General features: G+C 72.7%; 19 protein-coding genes. 13 read left to right on the plus strand and 6 right to left on the minus strand.

Annotated features, from left to right (window positions below):
- Nucleotides 1–119 precede the first annotated feature (119 nt).
- The 5 genes from ABGB01_RS17120 (at nt 120) to ABGB01_RS17140 (ending at nt 5,164) form a co-directional block, all read left to right on the plus strand.
- Nucleotides 120–1,040, plus strand: coding sequence for a DUF3068 domain-containing protein (locus tag ABGB01_RS17120; protein WP_347774363.1), 921 nt, complete (start codon nt 120–122; stop codon nt 1,038–1,040).
- An 8-nt stretch (nt 1,041–1,048) separates the two neighbouring features.
- Nucleotides 1,049–1,924, plus strand: a complete 876-nt coding sequence (locus ABGB01_RS17125) for a decaprenyl-phosphate phosphoribosyltransferase (protein WP_347774365.1) — start codon at nt 1,049–1,051, stop codon at nt 1,922–1,924.
- The gene (locus ABGB01_RS17130; RefSeq protein ID WP_347774367.1) at nt 1,921–3,240 is read left to right on the plus strand and encodes an FAD-binding oxidoreductase; all 1,320 of its coding nucleotides are present in this window, start codon (nt 1,921–1,923) and stop codon (nt 3,238–3,240) included. Before ABGB01_RS17125 ends, ABGB01_RS17130 begins: the two co-directional genes overlap by 4 nt.
- Complete coding sequence (locus ABGB01_RS17135; protein WP_347616359.1) at nt 3,237–3,974, plus strand: SDR family NAD(P)-dependent oxidoreductase; 738 nt, start codon at nt 3,237–3,239, stop codon at nt 3,972–3,974. The genes ABGB01_RS17130 and ABGB01_RS17135 overlap by 4 nt, the downstream gene beginning before the upstream one ends.
- An 83-nt stretch (nt 3,975–4,057) precedes the next feature.
- Nucleotides 4,058–5,164, plus strand: coding sequence for a nitronate monooxygenase family protein (locus ABGB01_RS17140; protein ID WP_347774368.1), 1,107 nt, complete (start codon nt 4,058–4,060; stop codon nt 5,162–5,164).
- Here ABGB01_RS17140 and ABGB01_RS17145 read toward each other — a convergent pair.
- A complete protein-coding gene (locus tag ABGB01_RS17145; RefSeq protein WP_347774369.1) occupies nt 5,161–5,970 on the minus strand; it encodes a crotonase/enoyl-CoA hydratase family protein in 810 nt (269 codons plus the stop codon). The two genes, ABGB01_RS17140 and ABGB01_RS17145, sit on opposite strands and share 4 nt — an antisense overlap.
- A 224-nt stretch (nt 5,971–6,194) precedes the next feature.
- Here ABGB01_RS17145 and ABGB01_RS17150 point away from each other — a divergent pair, with 224 nt between their 5' ends.
- The 5 genes from ABGB01_RS17150 to ABGB01_RS17170 all read left to right on the plus strand — a co-directional run bounded on the left by ABGB01_RS17150 (nt 6,195) and on the right by ABGB01_RS17170 (nt 12,475).
- Nucleotides 6,195–7,742 (plus strand): acyl-CoA synthetase, encoded by a 1,548-nt coding sequence (locus ABGB01_RS17150; RefSeq protein ID WP_347774370.1) that lies wholly within the window; start codon nt 6,195–6,197, stop codon nt 7,740–7,742.
- A complete protein-coding gene (locus ABGB01_RS17155) occupies nt 7,732–8,631 on the plus strand; it encodes an OB-fold domain-containing protein (RefSeq protein WP_347774371.1) in 900 nt (299 codons plus the stop codon). Before ABGB01_RS17150 ends, ABGB01_RS17155 begins: the two co-directional genes overlap by 11 nt.
- Nucleotides 8,628–9,647 carry a thiolase domain-containing protein gene (locus ABGB01_RS17160; protein WP_347774372.1) on the plus strand — a complete coding sequence of 340 codons (1,020 nt, stop codon included), beginning with the start codon at nt 8,628–8,630 and terminating at the stop codon, nt 9,645–9,647. The genes ABGB01_RS17155 and ABGB01_RS17160 overlap by 4 nt, the downstream gene beginning before the upstream one ends.
- Nucleotides 9,647–10,795, plus strand: a complete 1,149-nt coding sequence (locus ABGB01_RS17165; protein ID WP_347774373.1) for a thiolase domain-containing protein — start codon at nt 9,647–9,649, stop codon at nt 10,793–10,795. Before ABGB01_RS17160 ends, ABGB01_RS17165 begins: the two co-directional genes overlap by 1 nt.
- Before the next feature lie 90 nt (nt 10,796–10,885).
- Nucleotides 10,886–12,475: an acyl-CoA synthetase gene (locus tag ABGB01_RS17170; protein WP_347774374.1), complete on the plus strand. Its 1,590-nt coding sequence runs from the start codon at nt 10,886–10,888 to the stop codon at nt 12,473–12,475.
- A gap of 14 nt (nt 12,476–12,489) precedes the next feature.
- On the opposite strand, the gene ABGB01_RS17175 is transcribed toward ABGB01_RS17170, so the two are convergent.
- The 3 genes from ABGB01_RS17175 to ABGB01_RS17185 form a co-directional block, all read right to left on the minus strand.
- Entirely contained in the window at nt 12,490–18,480 is a 5,991-nt protein-coding gene (locus ABGB01_RS17175; RefSeq protein ID WP_347774376.1) for a tetratricopeptide repeat protein, read from the minus strand.
- A gap of 93 nt (nt 18,481–18,573) precedes the next feature.
- Nucleotides 18,574–19,200, minus strand: a complete 627-nt coding sequence (locus tag ABGB01_RS17180) for a LysE family translocator (RefSeq protein WP_347774377.1) — start codon at nt 19,198–19,200, stop codon at nt 18,574–18,576.
- Between the two features lie 21 nt (nt 19,201–19,221).
- Nucleotides 19,222–20,094: a LysR family transcriptional regulator gene (locus tag ABGB01_RS17185; RefSeq protein WP_347774378.1), complete on the minus strand. Its 873-nt coding sequence runs from the start codon at nt 20,092–20,094 to the stop codon at nt 19,222–19,224.
- 100 nt (nt 20,095–20,194) lie between these two features.
- Here ABGB01_RS17185 and ABGB01_RS17190 point away from each other — a divergent pair, with 100 nt between their 5' ends.
- The 3 genes from ABGB01_RS17190 to ABGB01_RS17200 all read left to right on the plus strand — a co-directional run bounded on the left by ABGB01_RS17190 (nt 20,195) and on the right by ABGB01_RS17200 (nt 21,643).
- Nucleotides 20,195–20,719 (plus strand): cysteine dioxygenase family protein, encoded by a 525-nt coding sequence (locus ABGB01_RS17190; protein WP_347774379.1) that lies wholly within the window; start codon nt 20,195–20,197, stop codon nt 20,717–20,719.
- An 88-nt stretch (nt 20,720–20,807) separates the two neighbouring features.
- A complete protein-coding gene (locus ABGB01_RS17195) occupies nt 20,808–21,395 on the plus strand; it encodes a helix-turn-helix domain-containing protein (RefSeq protein WP_347774381.1) in 588 nt (195 codons plus the stop codon).
- A gap of 65 nt (nt 21,396–21,460) precedes the next feature.
- The gene (locus ABGB01_RS17200) at nt 21,461–21,643 is read left to right on the plus strand and encodes a hypothetical protein (RefSeq protein WP_347774382.1); all 183 of its coding nucleotides are present in this window, start codon (nt 21,461–21,463) and stop codon (nt 21,641–21,643) included.
- 12 nt (nt 21,644–21,655) lie between these two features.
- On the opposite strand, the gene ABGB01_RS17205 is transcribed toward ABGB01_RS17200, so the two are convergent.
- Both ABGB01_RS17205 and ABGB01_RS17210 read right to left on the minus strand, forming a co-directional pair.
- Nucleotides 21,656–22,825: a DegT/DnrJ/EryC1/StrS family aminotransferase gene (locus ABGB01_RS17205; RefSeq protein ID WP_347774383.1), complete on the minus strand. Its 1,170-nt coding sequence runs from the start codon at nt 22,823–22,825 to the stop codon at nt 21,656–21,658.
- Nucleotides 22,825–23,967 (minus strand): GNAT family N-acetyltransferase, encoded by a 1,143-nt coding sequence (locus ABGB01_RS17210; protein ID WP_347774385.1) that lies wholly within the window; start codon nt 23,965–23,967, stop codon nt 22,825–22,827. Before ABGB01_RS17210 ends, ABGB01_RS17205 begins: the two co-directional genes overlap by 1 nt.
- Between the last annotated feature and the right edge of the window lie 125 nt (nt 23,968–24,092).

A 24,092-nucleotide genomic window follows, 5' to 3' on the forward strand; every position in this document is an offset into this window, starting at 1 on the left:
GTTTCCGCATCCCTGGTGACGATGGTCACTCCCCGCAATAACATACCGGCGAGTAGAAACTTGGTTTCAGTACTTAACCACCCAGACAGGCGTCCGTGCACCTGGCACATGGAGGGTCGATGAACCGGGTCGTCGTTGGCAGCGTCCTCATCGCCGTCGGGGCATTCCTCGTGGTTCTGGCTCCCCTGGTGCGCTTCCAGGTGGCGCCCGCGCTCATGAGCGCCGCAGGCGACCAGTACGGCATCAGCAAGCTCCGGGCGACCGGCGCACAATACTTCAGCGTCGCCGACGGCAAGGTGCTGACCGCCGACCTCGACATCATCGTCACCACGCGCGGCGACGTGAAGGAGGCGTCCGGCGACCGGGTCGTGTGGGACGAGTTCACCGCCGTGAACGACGTCACCCACGGCAAGCCCGGCATCGACTTCACCGAGCGGCGCAGCGCCTTCGACAAGCGCTCCGGCGTCGGGCTCAACTGCTGCGGCGTCAGCATCGACAAGGAGCCGGTGGAGCTGCAGGGGCAGATCTACAAGTTCCCGTTCGACGTGGAGAAGAAGAGCTACATGGTCTTCAACTCCACGGCGGGCAAGGCGTTCGAGGCCAAGTTCGTCGGCGAGGAGCAGGTCGGCGGGCTGAACACGTACAAGTTCGAGCAGGTCGTCCCCGAGACCGAGACGCAGACGCTCACCGCGCCCGCCGCCTGGTTCGACATGGGCGAGTCGGGCGACGTGCAGCTCGACCGCGTCTACTCCGGCACCAACACCTTCTGGATCGAGCCCACCACCGGCGCCCCCGTCCGCCAGGAGCAGCAGCGCGACGAGGTGCTCAAGAGCGACGACGGCGTCGAGCGCTCCAAGGCGTTCGTGGCCACGGCCAAGATGACCGACGACACCGTCGACGGGCTTGTCAAGGACGCGAGAGAGGGCAAGAGCCAGATCGAACTGATCAGGGTCACGCTGCCCGTCGTGCTCGGCGTGGTGGGCGTCGTGCTGTTCGTGGCGGGCCTCCTGCTGACCCTGCGCGGCCGCAGGACCTCATGAGCCAGGGCGTGGTGGCTCGCCCCCGGGCGGCCACGCCGGCGCTGGCGCTGGTCAGGGCCGCCAGGCCCCGCCAATGGCTGAAGAACGTCCTCGTCCTCGCCGCGCCCATGGCCGCCGGGGTGCTGGGCGAGCCGCGCGACCTGATCGCCGCGCTGCTGGTGCTCGCCGCGTTCTGCCTGGCCGCGAGCGGCTCCTACCTGATCAACGACGCCTCCGACGTGGAGGCCGACCGGCTGCATCCGCGCAAGCGGCGGCGGGCCGTCGCGGCGGGGGCGGTGTCGGTGCGGGCCGCCCGGGTGACCGGCGTCGTGCTGCTGCTCCTCGCGCCCGCCGTCGCCGCGCTCACCGGGAGCTGGAAGCCGCCCGCCGTGGTCGCCGGCTACCTCGTCCTGACGCTGTCGTACACGCTGTGGCTCAAGCACCAGGAGGTCGTGGACCTGATCGCGGTCGCCGGGTGCCACGTGATCAGGGCGTACGCCGGGGCCGTGGCGGTCGACGTGCCGGTGACCGGGTGGTTCCTGGTGGTCGTCTCGCTGGCCGCGCTGCAACTGGTGGCGGGCAAGCGCGAGGCCGAGCTGCGGCTCGTGGAGGCGACGGGGACACGCGCGACGCTGGCCGCCTACTCGCCCGCCTACCTCGCCCAGGTGCGGACCATGTGCTCGGGCGCGATGATCGTGACGTACTGCCTGTGGGCGCTCAACGCGCACGACGACCTGTTCTACGGGCTCAGCATCGTCCCCTTCGTGCTGCTCGTGCTCCGGCACAACCTGCTGGTCGAGCGCGGGGGAGGTGAGGAGCCCGAGGAGCTCGCCCTGCGCGACCGGCCGACCCTGCTCTTCGCCGCCGTGCTCGTCGTCCTCGTCGGCCTGGGGATCTACGCGTGACCACGTTCCTGACCGGCTGGGGGCGTACGGCGCCCACGCCCGCGCGGCTCGCCAGGCCCCGCACCGTCGGGCAGCTGCGCGAGCTGGTCGCCTCCGCGCCGCGCCGGGGCGTGGTGGCGCGGGGCCTCGGCCGCTCGTACGGCGACGCCGCGCAGAACGCCGGCGGGCTTGTCGTCGACTGCACGGGCCTGGACGCGTGGCGCTTCGACGAGGGCGGCGGCCTGGTGAGCGCCTCCGGCGGGGTGAGCCTGCACACGCTGATGACGGCGCTCGTCCCCAGGGGCTGGTTCGTCCCCGTCAGTCCCGGCACGCGGCACGTCACCGTCGGCGGCGCCGTCGCGGCCGACGTCCACGGCAAGAACCACCACCGCGACTCCTCGTTCGGCGCGCACGTCCGCTCGCTGACCTTGGTGGCCGCGGGCGGCGAGGTCCTGACCCTCCGTCCCGGCCACCCGCTCTTCTCGGCCACGGTCGGCGGCATGGGCCTGACCGGGGTGATCGCCGAGGTCACGTTCGGCTGCGTGCCGATCGAGACGTCCATGATGCGGGTGGACGTCCAGCGCACCGCGGACCTGGACGAGACGATGGCGGTCATGGCGGGCACCGACGACCGCCGCCGCTACTCGGTGGCCTGGATCGACCTGCTCGCCCGGGGCCGGCGGATGGGGCGCAGCGTGCTCACCAGGGGCGACCACGCGACGGCCGCCGAGGTGAAGCAGGCGCCGCCGTTCGCGCCGGGCGCGCTGGCGCGGGCCCCCGCGTGGGTACCCGGCGGGCTGCTCAACGGGCTGAGCCTGCGCGCGTTCAACGAGGTCTGGTACCGCAGGGCGCCGCGGCGCGGGACCCTCACGCAGGGCATCGCGCCGTTCTTCCATCCGCTCGACGGCGTCGAGGGCTGGAACCGCATGTACGGCCCGCGCGGGTTCGTCCAGTACCAGTTCGTGGTGCCCTTCGGCGCGGAGGAGACGCTGCGCGGCATCGTCGCGACCCTGTCGGAGCACGGCAGCCCGTCGTTCCTGACGGTGCTCAAGAGGTTCGGGCCCGGCTCGGGTGGCCTGCTGTCGTTCCCCATGCCCGGCTGGACCCTGGCCCTGGACCTGCCCGCCGGCGGGCGCGGGCTGAGCGGCCTGCTGCGCGGCTTCGACCGGCGGGTGGCCGAGGCGGGCGGGCGCGTCTATCTCGCCAAGGACGCGCGGCTGGGCGCTGCCATGATGGCGGAGATGTATCCCGAGCTGGAGCGGTGGCGGCGGATCAGGGACGAGGCCGATCCCGCCGGGCTGTTCCGCTCCGACCTGGCCAGGAGGCTGCGGTTGTGAAGAACGCTCTCGGCGGGGTCGACACCGTGCTGCTGCTCGGCGGGCGCAGCGAGATCGGGCTGGAGATCGTCAGGCTGCTGGCAGGGCTGGGCGCGAGCCGGGTGGTGCTGGCCGCGCGGGGCGGCTTCGACCCGCCTGACCTCGGCGCGGAGGTCCACGTCGTGCCGTTCGACGCGCTGGACGTCCACGGGCACGGCGCCGTCTTCGCCAGGGCGACGGAGCTGGTGGGCGATCTCGACGTGGTGATCTCCGCGTTCGGCGTGCTGGGGACCCAGGAGCGCTACGACGCCGATCCCGTGGCCGCCGCCGAGGCCGTGGCGGTCAACTACGGCGCGCACGTGTCGGTGGGCCTGCACGCGGCCAGGGTGCTGCGCGAGCAGGGCCACGGCACGCTGGTGGTGCTGTCGTCGGTGGCGGGCGCGCGCGTGCGCAGGGCCAATTTCGTGTACGGCTCGGCCAAGGCCGGGCTCGACGGGTTCGCGCAGGGGCTGGGCGACGCCCTGCACGGGTCGGGCGCGAGGGTGCTGATCGTGCGGCCGGGCTTCGTGATCGGGCGGATGACGAAAGGGCTGGCGCCCGCGCCGATGTCCTCGACGCCGCGGCAGGTGGCGCTGGCCACGGTGGCCGCGCTGCGTGACGGATCGTCCTCCGTCTGGGTGCCGCGGGCGCTCGGGCCCGCCTTCGGCCTGCTGCGGCTGCTGCCCCGCCCCCTCTGGCGCAGGCTGCCTCGCTAGAACGCATTCCATGAGGCTGACCGAGCGAACGTTCTAGAGTAGAACGCGTTGCAGTGTGGCTTTCCCGGACTTATCGTCAGTCCATGCGGACACGGGTCACGGACATGTTCGGAATCGAGCTCCCGATCTTCGCCTTCAGCCACTGCAGGGACGTGGTGGCCGCCGTCAGCCGCGCGGGCGGCATGGGGGTGCTCGGGGCTCTCTACTTCACGCCGGAAGAGCTCGAGATGGAGCTCAAGTGGATCGACGACCACGTGGACGGCAGGCCGTACGGGGTGGACGTCGTCATGCCGGCCTCGTACGAGGGCGCGGACTTCGCTCCCGAGGAGCTGGTCGGCCGCCTCCAGTCGATGATCCCCGAAGGGCACCGCGCGTTCGTGGAGAACCTGCTGTCCAGGCACGGAGTGCCGGCGTTGTCCTCGGACGCCGACCCCGGGCGGGTGCTGCTCGGCTGGACGGACGCCACGGCCCGGCCGCAGGTCGAGGTGGCCCTGCGCCACCCGATCGCGCTGCTGGCCAACGCGCTCGGCCCGCCGCCCGCCGACGTGGTGGACCTCGCCCACGCGCGGGGCGTCAAGGTCGCCGCGCTCGCCTCGACGCCCCGCCACGCGCTCAAGCAGGTGGAGGTGGGCGTGGACGTCGTCGTCGCCCAGGGCACGGAGGCCGGCGGGCACACCGGCGAGATCTCCACGATGGTGCTGATCCCGCAGGTCGTGGACGCCGTGGACGTGCCCGTGCTGGCGGCGGGCGGCATCGGCAACGGCCGTCAGATGGCGGCGGGGATGGCGCTGGGGGCGGAGGGCGTGTGGACCGGATCCCTGTGGCTCACGGTCGAGGAGGCGGACACGCCGGAGATGGCCAAGCAGCGCATCCTGGCGGCCACGTCCCGCGACACGGTGCGCTCGCGCAGCTGGACCGGCAAGCCGGCGCGGCTGCTCAGGAACGAGTGGACCGAGGCGTGGGAGTCGGAGGAGTCGCCGGGGACGCTGCCGATGCCGCTGCAGTTCATGCTGGTGTCGGACGCGCTGCGCCGCATCGGCCGCTCGGACGTGTCGGAGCTGGCCACGTTCCCCGCCGGTCAGATCATCGGCGTCACCAACCAGGTCAGGTCGACCAAGGACGTGGTGTTCGGGCTGGTGGAGGAGTACGCCGAGGCGCTGGAACGCCTCGGCCGCATCACCGGCGACTAGAGGGCGCGGTAGACGGGAGAGCGTTTCTCGCGGAAGGCGCGGGTGCCCTCCTTGGCGTCCTCCGAGCCGATCACCGGCCAGCCGAGCTCGTCCGAGACCTTCAGCGCCTCGGGCTCGGCCAGGCCGAGCGTGTCGCGGTAGGTGCGCAGGATCGCCTGGACCGCCAGCGGGCCCGAGGCGGCGACGTCCTCGGCCAGCTCGCGGGCGGTCGCGAGCGCCTGCCCGTCGGTGACCACCCGGTTGACCAGGCCCATGGACAGCGCTTCGGCCGCCGTGATCGCGCGGCCCGTGAGCAGCAGGTCCATGGCGTGGCAGTACGGGATCTGCCGGGGCAGGCGTACGGCGCTGCCGCCCATGGGGAACAGGGCGCGCCTGGCCTCGAACAGGCCCAGCGTGGCCGACTCCGCCACCACCCTCAGGTCGGTGCCCACCAGCAGTTCCGTGCCGCCCGCGACCGCGTAGCCCTCGACCGCGCTGATGACCGGCTTGGCGGGCAGGTCCTCGCGCAGCAGCCCCTTCCAGTGGTAGTTGGGAATCCGCGCGGCCCTGGCCTGGACCTCGGGGTCGGTGGACGGCTGGCCCATGGCCTTGAGGTCGGCCCCGGAGCAGAACGTGCCCCCGGCGCCCGTGAGGATCGCGACCCGGATCTCCGGCTCCGCCGACGCGTACGCCCAGGCCGAGGCCAGGCCGACCAGCATGTCGGAGGAGAGCGCGTTGCGGGCCTCCGGCCGGTTCATGGTGACGGTCAGGACGTGGCCGTCGCGTTCGATCCGGCAGTGGGGGGTGCTGATCGGCAGGAGCTCCACGGGTGCCTCCGAATTGCTGAATCAAGCGCTTGCTACGAACTTTCGCCCCAGGATACGCTCCCCCCATCAAACGAGAACAGGTTCCTGTCTGGCCCCCGTGATGTGAGGGAGCGCCGTCGCCTGGAGGAGCGGCGGGAGCCTTGCGACCAGAGCGGGGAAGGCGGCGGCATCAAGGGCGACCGAACCCGCCTCCACGGAGTGGAGGCCATGAGCAGGGGGAGTAGATGGGCACGCTCGGTTTCTGGAGGCTCGCGCAGGCCGACCCCGAGTGGATCGCCGCCGTGGATCCCGACGGTACGGAGCACCGCGCCGGCGACCTGCTGGCCCGCTCGAACCGGCTCGTGCACGGCCTGCGCGGCCTCGGGCTTGAGCCCGGCGACGGCATCTGCGGGCTGGCTCCGAACGGCGCCGACGGTCTCGTGCTCTACCTGGCCGCGCTGCAGGCCGGGTGGTACTACACCCCGGTCAACTGGCACCTGACCGGCCCCGAGATCGCGTACATCGTCTCCGACAGCGAGGCGAAGGCGTTCTTCGTGCACCCGCGCTTCCTCCAGGAGGGCGCGAGGGGCGCCGAGGCCATCGAGCCGGGGCGCCGGTTCGTGCTCGGCGAGCGGGCCGGCGGGTTCCGCCCGGTGGACGAGCTGACCGCCGGGCAGCCGGACACCGCGCCCGGGAACCGCACCGCCGGCGCCACCATGCACTACACCTCCGGCACCACCGGCAAGCCCAAGGGCGTCAGGCGCCACCTGAGCGGGCTCGACCCCGACGACTCGGCCGAGCTGATGACGGGTCTGCTCGGGTTGTTCGGCATCACGCCGGGCCGCCCCAACGCCCACCTGGTGACCTCGCCCGGCTACCACACGGCGGTCACCCAGTTCGGCGGGACCGCCCTGCACATGGGCCACACGCTCGTCTACATGGACCGGTGGGACGCCGAGGAGATGTTGCGGCTGTGCGAGCGGCACCGCGTCACCAGCTCCCACATGGTCCCGACCCACTTCAAGCGGCTCCTCGCACTGCCTGAGGAGACCAGGCACGCGTACGACCTCTCCTCGCTGCGGTGGATGATCCACGCCGCCGCTCCCTGCCCGGTCCCGGTGAAGTGGGCGATGTTCGAGTGGTGGGGCGACTGCGTGTACGAGTACTACGCGGCCACCGAGGGCGGCGGCACCCTGGCCACGCCCGAGGGATGGAAGGCGCACCCGGGCACGGTGGGCTCGGCCTGGCCGATCAGCGAGCTGCTGATCGTGGACGACCAGGGCGAGCCGGTGCCGGCCGGCACCCCAGGGACGATCTACATGAAGATGATGGGCGTCCCGTTCGAGTACAAGGGCGATCCCGCCAAGACCGCCGCCAACCGGCTCAAGGACTTCTTCACCGTCGGGGACATCGGATACCTGGACGAGGAGGGCTTCCTCTACCTCTGCGACCGCAAGGCCGACATGATCATTTCGGGCGGCGCCAACATCTACCCGGCCGAGATCGAGAACGAGCTCATGGTCCACCCCAAGGTGGCGGACGTGGCCGTGTTCGGCATCCCGGACGAGGAGTGGGGCGAGCAGATCAAGGCCGTGGTCGAGCCCGCGCCCGGCATCGAGCCGGGGCCGGAGCTGGCCGCCGAGCTGCTCGCGTCGCTGGAGGGCCGCCTGGCCAGGATGAAGTGGCCCAGAAGCGTCGACTTCATCGCGGAGATGCCCCGCGAGCCCAACGGCAAGCTGCTCAAACGCAAGCTACGCGACCCGTACTGGGAGGGACACGACCGTGCCATCTGATCCGCTGGTAGCCCAGCACGTTCTGGAGTTCCCGGGCGGTTACACGCGCACCACGGGCCCGGTGATCGGCCGGTTCCTCAGCGAATTACGCGGCCGCCGCATCGTCGGGGTGCGCACGAAAGAGGGCAAGGTGCTCGTGCCGCCCCTCGAGTACGACCCCGCGACCGGCGAACCGGTCACCGGCGAGTTCGTCGAGGTCGGCCCGGCGGGGACGGTGACGACATGGGCTTACGTGCCCGAGCCCGGCGCGGGCCACCCGCTCGACCGCCCCTTCGCCTGGGCGCTGATCAGGCTCGACGGCGCGGACACCGCGCTCGTGCACGCCGTGGACGCGGGTGATCCCAAGAGGCTGCGGGCGGGCATGCGGGTGTGGCCGGTCTGGAACGACCACCCCACCGGCCAGATCACCGACATTTCGTGTTTCGTTCCTGAGGTCACCGACATCGTGGCCAACGTACGCACCGAATACCGCCTCCAGGCGGGCGGCGCCCTCCGCGTCTTCCTGGAGGGCATCGAACGCGGCGTCTTCCTCGGCGGCCGCTGCGCCACCTGCGCCAAGGTCTACGTGCCGTACCGGCTGACCTGCCCCGAATGCGGAGACACCATCCCGGAGACGCTGGAACTCCCCGACACCGGGACGATCACCACGTTCGCCATCAACAACCTGCCCGACCCGCGGGCCCCCGAGGTCCCGTTCGTGTCGGCGTACATCCTGCTCGACGGCAGCGACATCCCCATGATCGCCCTGATCGGGGACGTACCCGCACACGAGGTACGCCAGGGCATGCGCGTCAGGGCCGTCTGGGTCCCCGAGCACGAACGGACGGCGTCCATGGCGAACATCCGCTGGTTCGCCCCCACCGGCGAGCCCGACGTGGAGCGGCCATGAGAGACGTAGCGATCGTCGCGTTCGCCCAGACGCGGCACACGGGCCACGACACCGGACTGACCGAGCCCGAGCTCATCGGCCCCGTGATCGGCGAGGTCAAGGAGCGCACCGGGCTCAAGCGGTTCGGCTTCACCTGCTCCGGCAGCTGCGACTACCTGGCGGGCGCCCCCTTCTCGTTCGTGTCGGCCCTCGACGCGATCGCCGCCTGGCCGCCCATCTCCGAAAGCCACGTGGAGATGGACGGCGCCTGGGCCCTGTACGAAGCGTGGGTGCGCCTCCAGCACGGCGACATCGACTCGGCCCTGGTCTACGGCTTCGGCAAGTCGTCGCTGGGCGACCTGCGCACGATCATGACCCTCCAGCTCGACCCGTACTACCTGGCGCCGCTCGGGCTCGACCAGCTCTCCTACGCCGCGCTCCAGGCGAACGCGGCCGGCGCCGACCGGGCCGAGCTGGACGAGATCGTCAGGCGCAGCCGGGCCGACGGGCGGCGCAACCCGTACGCGCTCGACCTGCCGGACCCCGAAGGCGAGGACGTCGCCGTCCGGCCGCTGAAGACGACCGACGTGCCGCCCATCACGGACGGCGCCGCCGCGATCGTGCTCGCCGCGGGCGACCTGGCGAGCCGGCTGTGCCCCCGGCCCGCCTACATCCGGGGCATCGCCCACCGCACGGAGCCCCACTACCTCGGCATGCGCGACCTGGCGCGGTCGGCCTCCGCCGCCGACGCCGCACGCGCCGCCGGGGTCGGCAAGGGCCCCGTCGAGGTGGCGGAGCTGCACGCCCAGTTCCCGCACGAGGAGATCATCCTGCGGGAGGCGCTCGGCCTGGACGACGACACCGAGATCAACCCGTCCGGCGGCCCGCTGGCCGCCAACCCGGTCATGGCCACGGGTCTCATCCGCATCGGCGAGGCCGCGCGGCGCATCCACGACGGCGCCGCCCGCCGCACCGTCGGGCACGCCACGAGCGGCCCCTGCCTGCAGCAGAACCTCGTCACACTGTTGGAGGCGTGATGGGAAACCGTTGTGCTGTCATCGGCATCGGGCAGACGCGCTACCGCAGCAGGCGCACGGACGTGTCGATCGCCGGGCTCGTGCGCGAGGCGGCGCTGCGGGCGCTGGAGGACGCCGGGCTGACGTTCAAGGACATCGACGCCGTCGTCATCGGCAAGGCGCCCGACCTGTTCGAGGGCGTGATGATGCCCGAGTCGTACCTGGCGGACGCGCTCGGCGCGGCGGGCAAGCCGATGATGCGGGTGCACACCGCGGGCAGCGTCGGCGGCTCGACGGCGCTCGTCGGCGCCTCCCTCATCCAGGGCGGGGTGCACGAGCGGGTGCTGGTCGTGGCGTTCGAGAAACAGTCGGAGTCCAACGCCACCTGGGCGCTGTCCACACACCTGCCGTTCAGCGCGTCGCTGGTGGTGGGCGCGGGCGGCTACTTCGCGCCGCACATCCGCGAGTACATGCGCACCTCGGGCGCCCCCGGCCACATCGGCACGCTCGTCGCGGTCAAGGACCGGCTGAACGCGCTGAAGAACCCGTACGCCCACCTGAGGATCCCCGGCATCGACCAGGCCATGGTCGAGTCCACGCCCATGCTCTGGGAGCCCATCCGCTACCTGGAGACCTGCCCGTCCAGCGACGGCGCCTGCGCCATGGTGCTGTCGTCCGAGTCCGCGGCCACCGGCACTCCCGCCTGGGTGCACGGCACGGCCATGCGCTCGGAGCCGATCTTCCGCGCCGGGCGCGACACGGTCAGCCCGCAGGCGGGCAAGGACTGCGCGGCCGACGTCTACCGCCAGGCCGGCATCTCTGACCCGCGCCGCGACATCGACGTCGCCGAGGTGTACGTGCCGTTCTCCTGGTACGAGCCGATGTGGCTGGAGAACCTGGGGTTCGCGGCGGAAGGAGAGGGATGGAAGCTCACCGAGTCGGGCGCCACGGCACTCGACGGTGACATCCCGTGGAACGCCTCGGGCGGCGTGCTGTCCAGCAACCCGATCGGGGCGTCCGGACTGATCAGGTTCGCCGAGGCCGCGCTGCAGGTGCGCGGGACGGCGGGCGAGCACCAGGTGGACGGCGCCCGCACGGCGCTCGGCCACGCCTACGGCGGAGGATCCCAGTTCTTCGCGATGTGGATCGTCGGACGCGACAAGCCCTGAACCTGCGGGGACACCCCGACCTGCGGGGACACCCCGCATACCCCGACCTGCGGGGACACCCCGCATACCCCGGACAGAGGAAGGGTCGTCATGGAGTTCAACCACGCTGACCTGTTCGAAGGGCTCGCGGACACGATCGGGGACAGGACGGCCGTCGTCTGCGGCCAGGACCGGCGCACCTACGCCGAACTCGACGCCGAGGCCAACCGGCTCGCCCACTACCTGGCGGACCTGGGCGTCCAGCCGGGCCAGCACGTCGGGATCCAGCTCTACAACGGCATCCCGTACGTCGCGGGCATGCTGGCCACGCTGAAGATCAGGGCCGTGCCGATCAACGTCAACTACCGCTACGTCGAGGCCGAGCTGCTCTACCTGTACCGCGACTCCGACATCAAGGCGCTGATCTACGACGTGGAGTTCGACCCGAGGGTGAGCGCGGTGGCCGGTGCGGCGCCGTTGCTCGAGCACCTGATCGCGGTCGGCGGGCCGTCGTCGATCGGCTCGGCGGTGCCGTACGCGACGGCTCTCGAACGCGGCAAGCCGGAACGGGGCTTCCCGCCGCGCTCCGGCCAGGACGTCTACATCATCTACACCGGCGGCACCACCGGACTGCCCAAGGGCGCGATGTGGCACGTCGAGGACCTGTTCATGGGCTTCGGCGGCGGCAATCCGTACGGCGAGCCGCGCGCCACCCCGCAGGAGGTCGTCGACGAGGCGGTCAAGGCCAACCCGATGGTGATGATGGCCGCGCCCCCGCTCATGCACGGGGCCGCGCAGATGGCCACGTTCATCGCCTGGTGGATGGGCTCGGCCATGGTGTACGTGCGCAAGTTCGACGCCCCCGAGGTGTGGCGGACGATCGAGCGGGAATGCGTGTTCACCCTGAACATCACCGGCGACGCCATGGCCAGGCCGCTGGCGGACGCGCTGGAGGGCGGCGGCCACGACGTCTCCTCGCTCATCGTGGTCAGCTCGACCGGGGCCATCCTGTCCGGCGCCGTACGCGATCGGCTGCAGGAGCTGCTCCCGAACGTCATGATCCTCGACAACTTCGGCTCCACCGAGTCCGGCTACACGGCGTCGGGCGTGGCCGGCTCCTCGCCGGAGAAGGGCCTGCGCTATCAGCCCAACTCCGTGGTCAAGCTGGCCGTGCTCGACGAACGGCTCAGGCCCGTCGAGCCCGGCTCCGGGCAGATGGGGACGGTGGCCAGGTCGGGCCGGGTGGCGTTCGGCTACTACAACGACCCCGCCAAGACGGTCCGCACGTTCGTCACCGACGAGGAGGGCACCCGCTGGCTGCTCACCGGCGACCTCGCGACCGTCGAGACCGACGGCACGGTGAACGTGTTCGGCCGGGGCTCGCAGTGCATCAACACCGGCGGGGAGAAGGTGTTCCCCGAAGAGGTCGAGGCGGTGCTCAAGGGGCATCCGGCGGTGTTCGACGCGGTGGTGACCGGGGTGCCGGACGAACGCTGGGGGAGCAGGGTGGCGGCCGTGGTCGAACCTCGGGAGGGCGTCGAGGTCACGGAGGAGGAGCTGGACGCGCACTGCAGGACGTTACTGTCGGGGTACAAGGTGCCCCGTTCGTACGCCTTCGTGGCGGAGATGATGCGCTCACCGGCAGGCAAGGCCGACTACCGCTGGGCACGAGAGATCGCGGAGGGCGGATCGCCCGGCTGATCCGGCCCTCACGCCTACGCGCGGGTGAGGCGGCGTAACTCGTCCTGGATCGCCGTCGCCTCGTCGTTCCGCCCGGCCCGCTCCATGAGCCGCAGCCGGCCGTGCAGCACGTCACGCAGTAACTCGGCCGGCCCCTCGCCGCGCCCGTCGGCCAGCAGGTCGCGCAGCAGCCCCGCGGAGACCCGCAGCGCGGCGTCGGCGGCGTCGTCCCTGGCCAGCTCCTCCTGGCAGAGGCCGAGCCTGGCGTGCGCCACGGCTCTGAACAGCGTGTCCCGGGTCACCTGCGTGGCCCGGTGGAAGACGAGCCCGGCCTCCAGCGCCCGGCCCGCCTCCATGAGGGCGTCGCCCAGCATGAGCATCGCCCTGGACAGCAGACCCAGCAGCATGGGATGGCCGGGGCCGTGGCGTTCGAGCTCCGCGACCGCCTCCCGCAGCGGCTGGATCGCGTCGGCGGCCATGCCCCGCATCCTCAGCGCGGAGGCCAGCGTCAGGCAGGCGCCCGCACGGCCCGTGTGCAGAGCCTGCGCGTCCATGCCCACGGTCAGCAGCTCGTCGTAGATCGCGATCGCCTCCCGCGCTCTCGTCTCCGCCTCCGTCCCGCCATCCAGCCCCAGCAGGGGCAGCAGCTCCGAGCTCTGCGCCAGCGAGTCGGCGAGGATCGCCCGGTGCGTGAGGTCGTCCGGCGAACGCCTGGCCAGCGGGATGAGCTGTTCCACGAGCGCGTTGGCCTCGGTGAGCCGGCCGAGCACCAGGTGGCACCTGGCCTGCCGCTGGATGGCCAGCGCGTGCTTGACGGTGCCGGGGGCGTACCCGGTCGCGGCTGTCCTGGCGTACCCGGCGGCCTCCTCGGCCCGACCCGACGCCAGCAGGTCGTCGGCGATCGTCGCGGCGGTCTCGGCGGTGGCCGCCGCGTCGGACAGCCGGACGAACAGTCCCAGCGCCTCCACCAGATGCGCCAGCGCCTCCTGCTCCCTCCCGAACGCCCGCAACACCTGCCCGCGCACCCGGATGGCCTCGGCTCGCACGTGCGGCAGCTCCTGACCGGCCGCCGCGGCCCGGTCCAGCTCCGCCAGCGACCAGGTGATCGCCTCCAGCGCGGCCTGCGGACGGTCGAGCACGGCCAGGCCGGTGCCGAGCCGGGCGTAGGTGACGGCGGCGAGGGCCGGGTCGTCCAGCTCGTCGCAGAGATCGGCGGCGCGCTCGCAGTGGGCGAGAGCCTCGACGGCCCGGCCCTCTTCGAGCAGCCGGACGGCATAACGGTCGAGCACGTCGACCAGCACGCCGCCGGGCCGGCGTCGCGTGGCGGCCGTTGCGTCGTCCGGCCGTTCGCCGGGCCAACGGGGCCTGTGGTCCGGTCGTTCGCCGGGCCGGTGGGGTGTGTCGTCCGGTCGTTCGGTGAGGAGGTCGATGGCCTGCTCCATGACGGCGACGTCGGCGTGGCCGAGCCTGGCCAGGGCGGCCAGCGCGAGGCCGAGCTCCGTACGGTGCGCACCTGACGCGGCGGCGAGGTTCCGGTGGACACGGACGGCCAGTTCGGCGGCCGGTTCGGCGGCCAGTTCGGCGGTGCGTTCGGCGGGCACGCGGGTGGTCCCGTCGTCTCCCGCCCGCGCTGCCGTGTCCCGGAACCCCGCGAGGCAGCGCCCGTACTTCGCGTGCAGTTCGGCGCCGGTGCCGCTCAGGGGCACCTCCCGCTCCAGAGCGTCGGTGAACGCCGCCAGCGCCGGCCCCAAATCCGATATGTCGCCCACGAAACCGGCCAGGGACTCGACCAGGGCCTCCAGCACGTCCACCCCCGGCAACGGCCGCATGCCGAGAATCCGCGACCACAGAGCCACGCCGGCGGCGGGCCCTTCCTCCGCCACGCGCAGCCCGGCCAGCATGATCAGCGCCGGCACGTGCACGTCGACGAGATCCGGCGGGACACGCTCCGCCGGCAACACCGTCCCCTCCTCCAGCTTCGCCCTGGCCTCGTCACTCCGGCCGAGCTCGGCCAGGCACAACCCGCCCAGCTCCAGGCAGGTGGCGGCCGGCAGCCCGTCGCTGGACGCCGTTCCCGTGACGTCGAGTGCCCGGGTGACCGACTGGAGCGCGCCCTCGGGGTTTCGCCGGGCGAAGCGGATTCCGCCCTGGAGCCGCAGCGCCCCGGCGAGCGCCAGGGGAGCATGGAGCCCGTCCGCCACGAGCCCCTCGTACAGCCCGACCAGCCGGTCGGCGGCGGCCTCCGCGTCCGACGGGCGGCCGGCACGGGACAGCGCGACGGTCTCCAGGATGACAAGCTCCGCCAGCTCCGTACGGAAGGCGGCGCTCGTACCGGTCTGCGGTTCGTAGGACTCGATCGCGGTGCGCAGGTGCGGAAGGGCCTCCTTGTGGCGGCCGAGCCCGGCGAGCGAGCGCCCGAGCGCCGCCGCGACCATGCCCACGGCGATCGCGTGCGGCCGATCCGGCACGGGATACCGCTGCAGCAGCTCGGCCGCCTGCATCGCGAGCGCGAGGCCGTCCCCGGCCCGCCCGGCGTCCGCCCAGGCGCGGGCGAGCGTCGCCTGCGCGGCCAGGTAGGCGTGGATCTCCTCCAGCCCCGGTACGCCCGCGCTCTCGAAGGACTGCCTGCACTCCGCCAGGCGCTGTTCCGCGCCGGCCACGGCCTGCTCGGGATCGCGGGCGACCATCGCCAGCAGCCAGGGCCGCTCGCCGTCGCGAACGTCCGGCGCCGTACGCATCCGCTCCAGCCTCGCCCGTACCGCTGCCGCTTGCCGCGCGTGGCCGCCGGCCAGGTCGTACAGCTCGGCGGCGACCTCCAGCTGCGCCGCGCCGTCGGCGGTCCTGCCGAGCTCGTCCAGGCAGAGGCCGAGCAGCCGCCGGGCGTTCGCCCGCGTCGCGGTGTGCTGCTCCGCCGCCACGCACATGACCTCCTGCAACGGGCCGAGCGCCGCCTCGGGCCGATCGTCCGCCAGCAGCAACTCGCCCAGCACCAGCAGCTGCCCGGCCAGGCGGGCGCGATGCCCGCCAGGGTCGAGAGCGACCAGGGCACGCAGGTTCCGTACGGCCTCCGCAGCGGAACGTGCGGCGGCGTCCAGGTCATCCAGCCGCGCATGGAGCCCGGCCAGCATGCTCGCGGTCTCCGCCAGCATGGACCGCAGCCCTGGCTCCTCGGCGGCCAGGCCGCGCAGCCGCACGACGGCCTCACCCGCGGGGACCAGGGCGTCGGCCGGCTTGTCCCGCGCTTCGAGCCAGGCGGCGAGAAGGCGGAGGCGGTGGGCCACGTCCCTGCTCGCCGGGGCCACGTGCTCGACGGCGGCGGTGGCGGCCCTGGCCAGGCAGGCGGCCAGCTCGGGCACCGCCGCGGGATCCGGCCCGTCGAACCGCATCAGCGGCGCGGGTGCCGCGACGGCGTCCGTCGCCGTGCCTGCTCGGGTCGTCCCGGTCGTGTCGGGGTGACGTGCGGCGGGCACGGACAGGAGGGCAGCCAGGTGCCCCGCGAACTCGCCGTCCCCGCCCGCCGCCCCGTACGCCCGGACCGCCTCGCCCAGCCGCCCGGTCTCCAGCAGCGCGCACGCGAGGTTGTGGTGTGCCCGCGCGGCCTCATCCGCATGCCGGGGGTCGTGCTCGGCCAGAAGCCGGAACCTGGCCGCCGCCTCCTGCGTGGGTTTGAGCGCGCTCCCGGCCTCGCCCGCCAGCAACAGGCAGGCCCCCAGGTCGAACAGCGCTTCCGCCCGTCCGGCCGCCTCCTCGTACGGGGGAGCGGCCGCGTGGATCTCCACGGCCTCGGCCGCCGCGGCGACCGCCTCGCCCACTCGCCCCGCGGCCGCCAGCCGGCCCGACACCGTGGACAGCGCCTCCGCCAGGGCGGTCCGCTCGCCTCGTGCCCGGTGACGGTGCACGGCCAGTTCGCTGAGCGTCACGTCGAGAGCCCGCAGGCCGAGCCGGTCCCGCCCGGCCCGTACCGGTAATCCGGCCATGACCTCCGGTTCGGCGGGAAACAGCCCGAGTACGGCGTTGACCAGGTCGCCGAGCCGCGTCCCTGGATGGGTCACGGCCTCCTCGACCAGGCCGCCGGCCCTGGCCGTGACGAGCGTCCGCAGCGCCGACCTGACCCGCTCCCTACCCGCGCACACCCGCAGGATGTCCAGCATCCGTACGAGATGCCGGGTCGTCCGGCCGTCGAGGTCGTGCACGGCGAGCACGAGCGATTCCAGGTCCTCGGTGCCGGACAGGAGTTGTTCGGCCACGAGGTCAGGGCCCAGGGGAACGAGCCGCGGGACGAGCCGTTCGCCGCCGGGGAGTATCCGGCGGAGCCAGGCCACCACGTCGTGGACGGGGCCGTCGAGCCCGGGCCCGCTGGACGCGGCGTCGCGCAGTCCCGGCACGGCCGCGAGCAGGCCGGGCAGTTCGACGGGTGCGGGCGCGGTGAGCGTGACCACCGCCACGGCCTGGCGCGCGGTCGCCGCGTCCACCGTCACAACCTGGCGCGCCGTCACGCCGTCCACCTGCTGGTGACCGGCGGGCCAGGCCGGTGTCCACTCCTCCAGTTCCCGCGCGACGAACCGCTCCAGGAGCCCGCCGCGCGCGTGCTCGCCCTCGTCACGCAGGCGCATCAGGGCGGCCAGGTGGACGTGGAGCGGCAGGCCGTACTCGGGATCGTCGAGATGGGGCGGGGCGGGCAGCGCGGCCCGGCTGGGGGCGAACGCCTTCATGGCGGCGCGGGCGTGCTCCGTCCGCTCGGGCAGGGTGAGCGGGCTGGTGTTGAGCTGGATCGTCGTGGTGTTCAGCCGACGCAGCCAGCCGCCCGCCGCCGTGTCCAGGCGCCGCCACCATCCGGGCTCGCCCGGCTCGCGGGCCACGAGCAGGAGCCGTACGCGGGGGTTGCGGCCATGCTTGGCCAGCCGCCGGATCAGCTCGCCCACCAGGGGAGCGGAGGGTTCGGGATGCTCGACGACGAGCAACGTCGGCCGGACGGCATCCAGCGCGGCACTGACCCGTCCGCCCACCGCCGCGCAGCCGGCATCCACGTCCGGTTCGGGATCCGCGTTCGGCCGGGGGGTCGTGTCCGGTTCGGGGTCCAGGTCGTGGAGCGTGTCCAGGGGGAGCAGGCCGGCGTCCCAGCCGGACCCCGCCAGCTCCGCGCACAGCTCGCCGGCCAAGCGTGACTTGCCGGTTCCCGCGCGGCCGGTCAGCACCGCGATCGACAGCGGGGCCGGTTCGGCGGCCCAGGCGCGCAGCCGAGCCAGCTCCTCCTCCCGCCCCAGGAACGGCACGACGGCGTGACGGGCCGGCAGCAGCGTCCAGCCGGGGCCGTCCGGCGGCGGGTCGTCACGGGCGGGCGCCAGCAGGTCCGCGAGTGGCACGGAGGGTTCGTCGCCGGTCACGGTCTCGAGCCGGCCGGGCGGCACGCCGGCCAGCTCACGAAAACGCGTGTCGCTCAGCAGCGCGGTCACCGGTACGGCGTCCAGCCGCGGGGCGGTACCCGAGGTGATCACGCCGATGAGCTGGCCGGCCGGTTCGGCGAGCAGGGCGGCGCCCGGCAGGCCGCCCCAGAGCGACCCCGGCACCGCGTGGTTCCCGGGGTTCCCCACGGAGACGGTCAGCGCCTTCGACGCCGCGTCGGCCGGGGCGTCCATCACGCCGGCCAGCGTCTCGGCGTCGCGGAACCCGGCCCGCTGCCCCGCGCGCGGAAACCCTCTGGCCAGGCACCGTAGGCCGGGGGCGGCGGCCCTGGCCCAGCGCACGTGTTCGATGCCGGGCAGTTCGGCCCACGGGGAGCCGGGCACCCGCAGCAGCACCGCGCTCGCCGCGCCGCGTCCACGCCACACCTGCTCGGCCGCGATCCACCGGGCCGACCAGGGCGCGCGCACCTGGCACGGCGTGTCGGGCCCGACGACCTGGCCGGAGGCCAGCACCAGGTCGGCGCCGATCACGTATCCGGATCCGGTCACGCCGACGAGATCGTCGTGGCCGGAGTAGACCTCGACGACCCGTTCGAGCGCGAGGCGGTGTGGTGGCGTGTCCATGGGTCCGCCCATTAGGTACGTCGCGACGTGTCGTCCCCCCGACGAGCCTGTGATCTCAACTATCGCACTATGGCTAAGAAATTTCCGCTCTTGTCATGCCTTCGCGGATGTGAGCCACGCCGCCAGACCCAGATAGACCACGCCGCTCCCGACGTCGAGCCGCCGGCGCGCCCTGGCGGACCCGCGGATCCGGCCGGCCAGCGCGGAGGAGAGCATCGCGTACGTGCCGTCCGACGCCATCCCGAGCACCAGCCAGATCGCGCCGAGCAGCAGGATCTGCGGTCCGATCGGCCCGGCCTGCTGATCGGCGAACTGCGGCAGGAACGCCACGAAGAAGACGGCCGTCTTCGGGTTGAGCACGTTGACCACGAACCCCTCCCAGAACAGCCGCCGCTTCGACTGCACGTGCAGTTCGACGGTGTCCGCGCCGTCCTCCCCGTGCATCAGCTTGCGTACGCCGAGCCAGAGAAGGTAGGCCACGCCCACGTATTTGACCACGGTGAACGCCGTGGCCGAGGCCGCCAGCAGGGCGCTGATGCCCAGCGCCGCCGCGCCGATGTGGACCAGCGAGCCCGCGTGCACGCCGAGCACGGAGATCACGCCCGCGGCGCGGCCCTGCGCGACGCTGCGGGTGACGATGTAGACGACCGCCGGTCCGGGCACGAGCAGCAGCCCCAGGACGGCCACGCAGAAGACAGCGAGTGTAGCGATGTCTGGCATGCGGCCATCGTAGGAAGGGCGTCAAAGGCTTTCTCGCAGCGCCTTCACGAGTGCTTCCGTGGCCGGTGGGTGGGGTGGTTCGCCGTAGACGGCGGCGTACACGTGCCGGGTCGAGGCGGGCACCTCGGTCACGTGCACGCCGGGGTGGCGGTGGGCGGTGAGCGCCAGCCCGGGCAGCAGGGTCAGGCCCAGCCCTGCCGCCACGAGGGCCTGCACGGCCACGATGTCGTCGCTGGTGAACGAGATGCGCGGCGTGAATCCGGCCTTGTCGCAGATGTCCAGCAGGTGGCTGCGGCACCGGTCGCAGCCCGCGATCCAGGGCGAGCCGGCATACTCGGCCAGCCCGCTCCCCAGCCCACCGGCCGGGGTGCTGGACACCAGGTAGCTGAGGTCGTCGAAGAGGTGGATCATGTGCAGGCCGTTGTCCTCCGGCGCGGTGTCGTCGTACCGGAACATCACCGCCACGTCCGCCCGGCCCGCCCGCAGCAGCCTGAGCGCCTCCGGCGGCTCGGTCTCCATGAGCTCCAGGCGCAGCCCGGGGTGGGCGGCGCCGAGCAGGCCGGCCGCCTTCGGGATGAACGTGCCGAGCGCGGAGGGGAAGGCGGCCAGCCGCACGCGGCCGGTGCGCAGCCCGACGTGGGCGGCGAGTTCCTCGGACGTGGCGTCGAGGCGGCCGATGATGTCGGCGGCGCGCTCGGCGAGCAGCCGGCCGGCGTCCGTGAGCCGAATGCCGCGCCCGGCGCGCTGGATGAGCTTGGCCCCCGTCTCCGCCTCCAGCTTGGCCAGGTGATGGCTGACCGAGGGCTGGGAGTAGTGGAGTTCTCTGGCTGCAGCGGTGAGCGAACCCGTGCGGGCGACCGCGACCAGGACGTGAAGCCGGGTGACGTCGAGCATCTATTAATCGTATCTATCGATAGACCAGAAGACTTCTGTTGGACCTATCGGTCCAAGTGGGACACGGTAGAAGGGAAGGCGATTTTCCAGGGAGTACGTCATGCGCACCGTCACCGCCGTCCGTCCGGGGCTGGATTCGCTCGTGTCCGGCATCTCCGCGATCGTGGCGCGCGAGCCGGCGCCCCGCGACACCGCGCACGCCGTCGCCGATCTGCTCCGCGACGGCCTCCCCGGGCTCGACATCCTCACGCCGGAGGAGCGCGCGGGCTCACCCGACGGGTACGTGTCCCACGTGCTGCACGCCCAGGAGCGCTTCTCGGTGGTGGCGGTCGTGTGGCGGCCCGGCCAGTTCACGGTGATCCACGACCATGTGGCGTGGTGCACGTTCGGCATCCTCAGCGGCATCGAGTACGAAACCCTCTACCGCGACATGGGCGACCACCTGGTGGAGATCGGGCGCGCGGCCAACCGTCCTGGCGAGGTCAGCGGGTTCGCGCCGCCCGGTGACATCCACATGGTGCGCAACACCAGCGACGAGGTCGGGGTGTCGCTCCACGTGTACGGCGCCGACGTGAGCCGGCTCGGCAGCAGCGTACGCCGCGTCTACGCCCTGCCCGTCCGGTAGGGGAACGACGGCCGGCACGCCCGGGATAGGAAAGGGAATTTGCGCAACTTGTATTGCGCAAATTTCCTTTCGCTTCTACGGTAGAGCCATGGCCGCCGAGAAGGACCACCGCGTCAAGGACATCGACACGCTCAAAGCGCTGGGTCACCCGCTGCGCATCAAGCTCTATCGCGCGCTCTACATGGCGGGCACGGCCACGGCCTCGCAGCTGGCCGACGGGGTCGGCGAGGCCGTGTCGCTGGTCAGCTACCACCTGCGCAAGTTGTCCGCGCACGGCATCATCGAGGAGGCCGAGCCGGGCAGCGGCGACGGCAGGGAGCGGTGGTGGCGGCCGGTCTCCACCGTGGTCAGCACCAGAGACGAGGACTGGCGCGACGCCCCCGAGCGGGTCGCCGTGCACAATGCCGTGTCCCGCGTCTACGCCCGCCAGCGAATCGAGATGTACGAGGAATATCTCGACACCAAGCCGACCTGGACCGACGACTGGCGCGGCGCGGCCTTCAGCTCCGAATTCCTGCTGACGCTCACGGCAGAGGAGCTGCATGACCTCGGCCGTGAGCTCGGCGAGCTGGTCGCGAAGTGGCGCGAACGCGGCACGGCGGCCCGCGAGGCGGGCGACACGCAGGGCCGCGAAAATGTCGCCCTGCACGTCAACGGCTTCCCGTTCCGCGTCTGAAGCGACCCCGTTCCGTGCCCTGAAGCGATCCCGTTCCGTGCCTGAAACGACCCCTGGGAGGGCCGATGAACACCGACCTGTTCCTGTATGTCGAGCGCGTGCGCGCCCTTGAGCTGCGCGCCGAGGCAGAGCACCGCCGCCTGGCCAGGACACCCGCCCACGCCGCCCGCCGCTGGGAGATCCGCCTGGGCTGGGTGCTGATCGAGCTGGGCCTGCGGCTCGTGCACCGCCGCCCCGCGCACTCCTGACCGGCGCCCGCCTCACGCCAGGACATCATGGAGCGCCGGGGCCGGGTGCACGCCGAGATCGGTGAGCAGCGCTTCGACGCGCTCGGCGTGCAGGGGGTCGACGGGCAGGACGTGGCGGGTCCACCAGCGCGCGTGCGCGTGAGCGGGGCCCGGCCGCACGAGGGCGAGATAGTCGCTCAGCGGCGGGTCGTAGATGTAGCCGGGCACCACTCCGCGCCGTTCGAGCGCCCGCACCACCGCGTCCCGCTGCCGGACGAGCAGCGGGACGCGGAGCAGGGGCAGGGCCAGCCCTTCCTTGACGCCGTCGGCGGCCCAGGGCGTCGCCCGCAGCCTCTCGACGCCGACGATCCTGCGCCCGCGCTCACGTTCGGCCGTGCGCAGGCGGGTCAGCTGGTAGCGGCGCAGCCCCGCGGTCTGACGCGTACGCCAGGCGGCCTGGTCGACGCGGAGCCAGCGGTCGAGCGCCGACAGCCGCGCGTTCTCGTCGCTCAAGGGCATGGCCAGCGTGGCGCGCAGCTCGGGCTCGCGCGCGGCCAGGCGGTGCCCCTCCCACCGGGCCAGGCCGGTCGCCTTCATCACCTGCCACACGGGGCGGGTGAGCCCGGCTCGGGTGACGGCTTCGCGGGCCATCGGCCGCAGCAGGTCACGCAGGTGGCCGTGCCAGGTCCCTGGCCGCAGCAGCGTGTCCAGCGTGCCGGCCGCCTCGGCGAGCCGGACGGTGTCGGTGCTGGTCAGGAAGCCGCCCGACATGGCGCGGCCGTGCTTGGCCAGGCTCAGCACCCCGACGTCGCCGAAGGTGCCCAGCGGGCGTCCCGCAACCTGTACGCCCAGCGCGTGGGCGGCGTCGTCGACGAGCACGAGGCCTCGTTCCCTGCAGGCGGCCTCCAGCTCGGCGATCTGGTCGGGCTGGCCGTACAGGTGGGTGGTGACGACGCAGGCAAGCCCCCGGTAGTCGACCCTGACCGGGTCGATGTTGCCGTCGCGGATGCTGATCGGGGCCATCACCGGCTCCAGCCCGGCGGCCAGGGCGGTGAACAGCACGGTCTCGCAGTTGGTCGGCGCGATCAGGACCCGGTCGCCCGGCCGCGTCCAGTGGCGCAACGCCAGGTAGAGACCGAGCCGGGCGGAGGGCACGTGCACGCACGGCTGGCCGAGCCGCCGGGTCATCGCCGCCCGCAGCATCACGCCGCACCCCGCAACCGGCCGAACCAGCGCATCATCCGGTCGGCCCGCCGATACAGCGCGGGTGTCTCCAGGACCAGCCGCCGTAACCGGTTCGCCGGCGCGGCGCGCAGGTGGTGCAGGCGGGCGGTGCCCGTGGGGCGGCGCGCCGCCCCCGACGCGATGGCGCCCGTGGCGTTGCTCAGCGCGTCCTTGTACTCCGAGTCCGCCTTCACGCTGAGGTCGATGGTGCGCACCCCGGCCGCCGCGGCGGCCTCGGCCATCCGTACGTGCTGGATCAGGCCCGGGGAGTAGCGGGCGAGGGCGGGGTCGTACGCGGGGAACCAGCCGACCAGCGTGGTGGCCGTACGGATGCCGAAGTGCCCGGCGACCGGCCGGCCGCCGGCGTACAACATCGTCAGGTGTCCCGCGAAGTCGGGGCCGCCGGCCGCGTGCAGCTGCTCCACGAGCTCGACCACCCACGCCTTCGAGAACCGGTCGGTACGCCCCTTCGCCCGGTACTGCCCGGACTTCCACCGGCGCAGCAGGCTGAACTGCTGCTCGTCGGCCACGTCGAGATCGAGACTCACCACGCCGAGATCCCGGCCCAGCTTCCGCTCCTTGTACAGGGTCGACTTGAGGAACTTGGGAGCCCTTTCCCGCAGCTGCGCCAGATAGGCGGGAAACCCTTCGGACAGGTCGATCGCCGCCGTCTCCATCCGCGCCTCCGCGAACCCGGAGAACCACGGCTGCCGGCCGGTCAGGCAGCCGAACCGCCATACATGCAGGCCGGCGCCCGCCAGCAACCTGTCAGCGTCGACCCCAACCTCCGGCCGGTGCACCACTCCGTGGCAGAGCGACACCCACGGGGCGACCGCGCTGCCGACCCCGCCCCGGCCCCGCTCGAACGGGAAGAACGCGGCGAAGCCCGCCTCGTCCCTGAGCACCGCCACCCGCACGTCGGCTCTGACGTTCCCCGCCGCGATGACGAACTCCGGGCTGAGGAACGGGTTGTCCAGCTGCGGCCGGCCACGCTGCATCGCCCGCCACGCCGCGAGGGCCCCAGCGGTCAGCTCGCCGGGCCGTACGACGTCCAGCGTTCCCACGTGCTCGGTCCAGCGCAGGTGCGAGGGTTCGCCCACGTAGTACAGAGATTGCGTCACGACGATCACTTCCATGCGACGAGCGCCGCCGCCCTCCGACGACGCAGCCGGCGCCGGGGCCGATCAATGGCGCACCACCGGACGGCGGTCGGCAACGGTCACGTTTGATCAACCTACGGAGCGGA

The sequence above is a fragment of the Nonomuraea sp. B5E05 genome (assembly GCF_039880665.1).
Lineage (GTDB): Bacteria > Actinomycetota > Actinomycetes > Streptosporangiales > Streptosporangiaceae > Nonomuraea.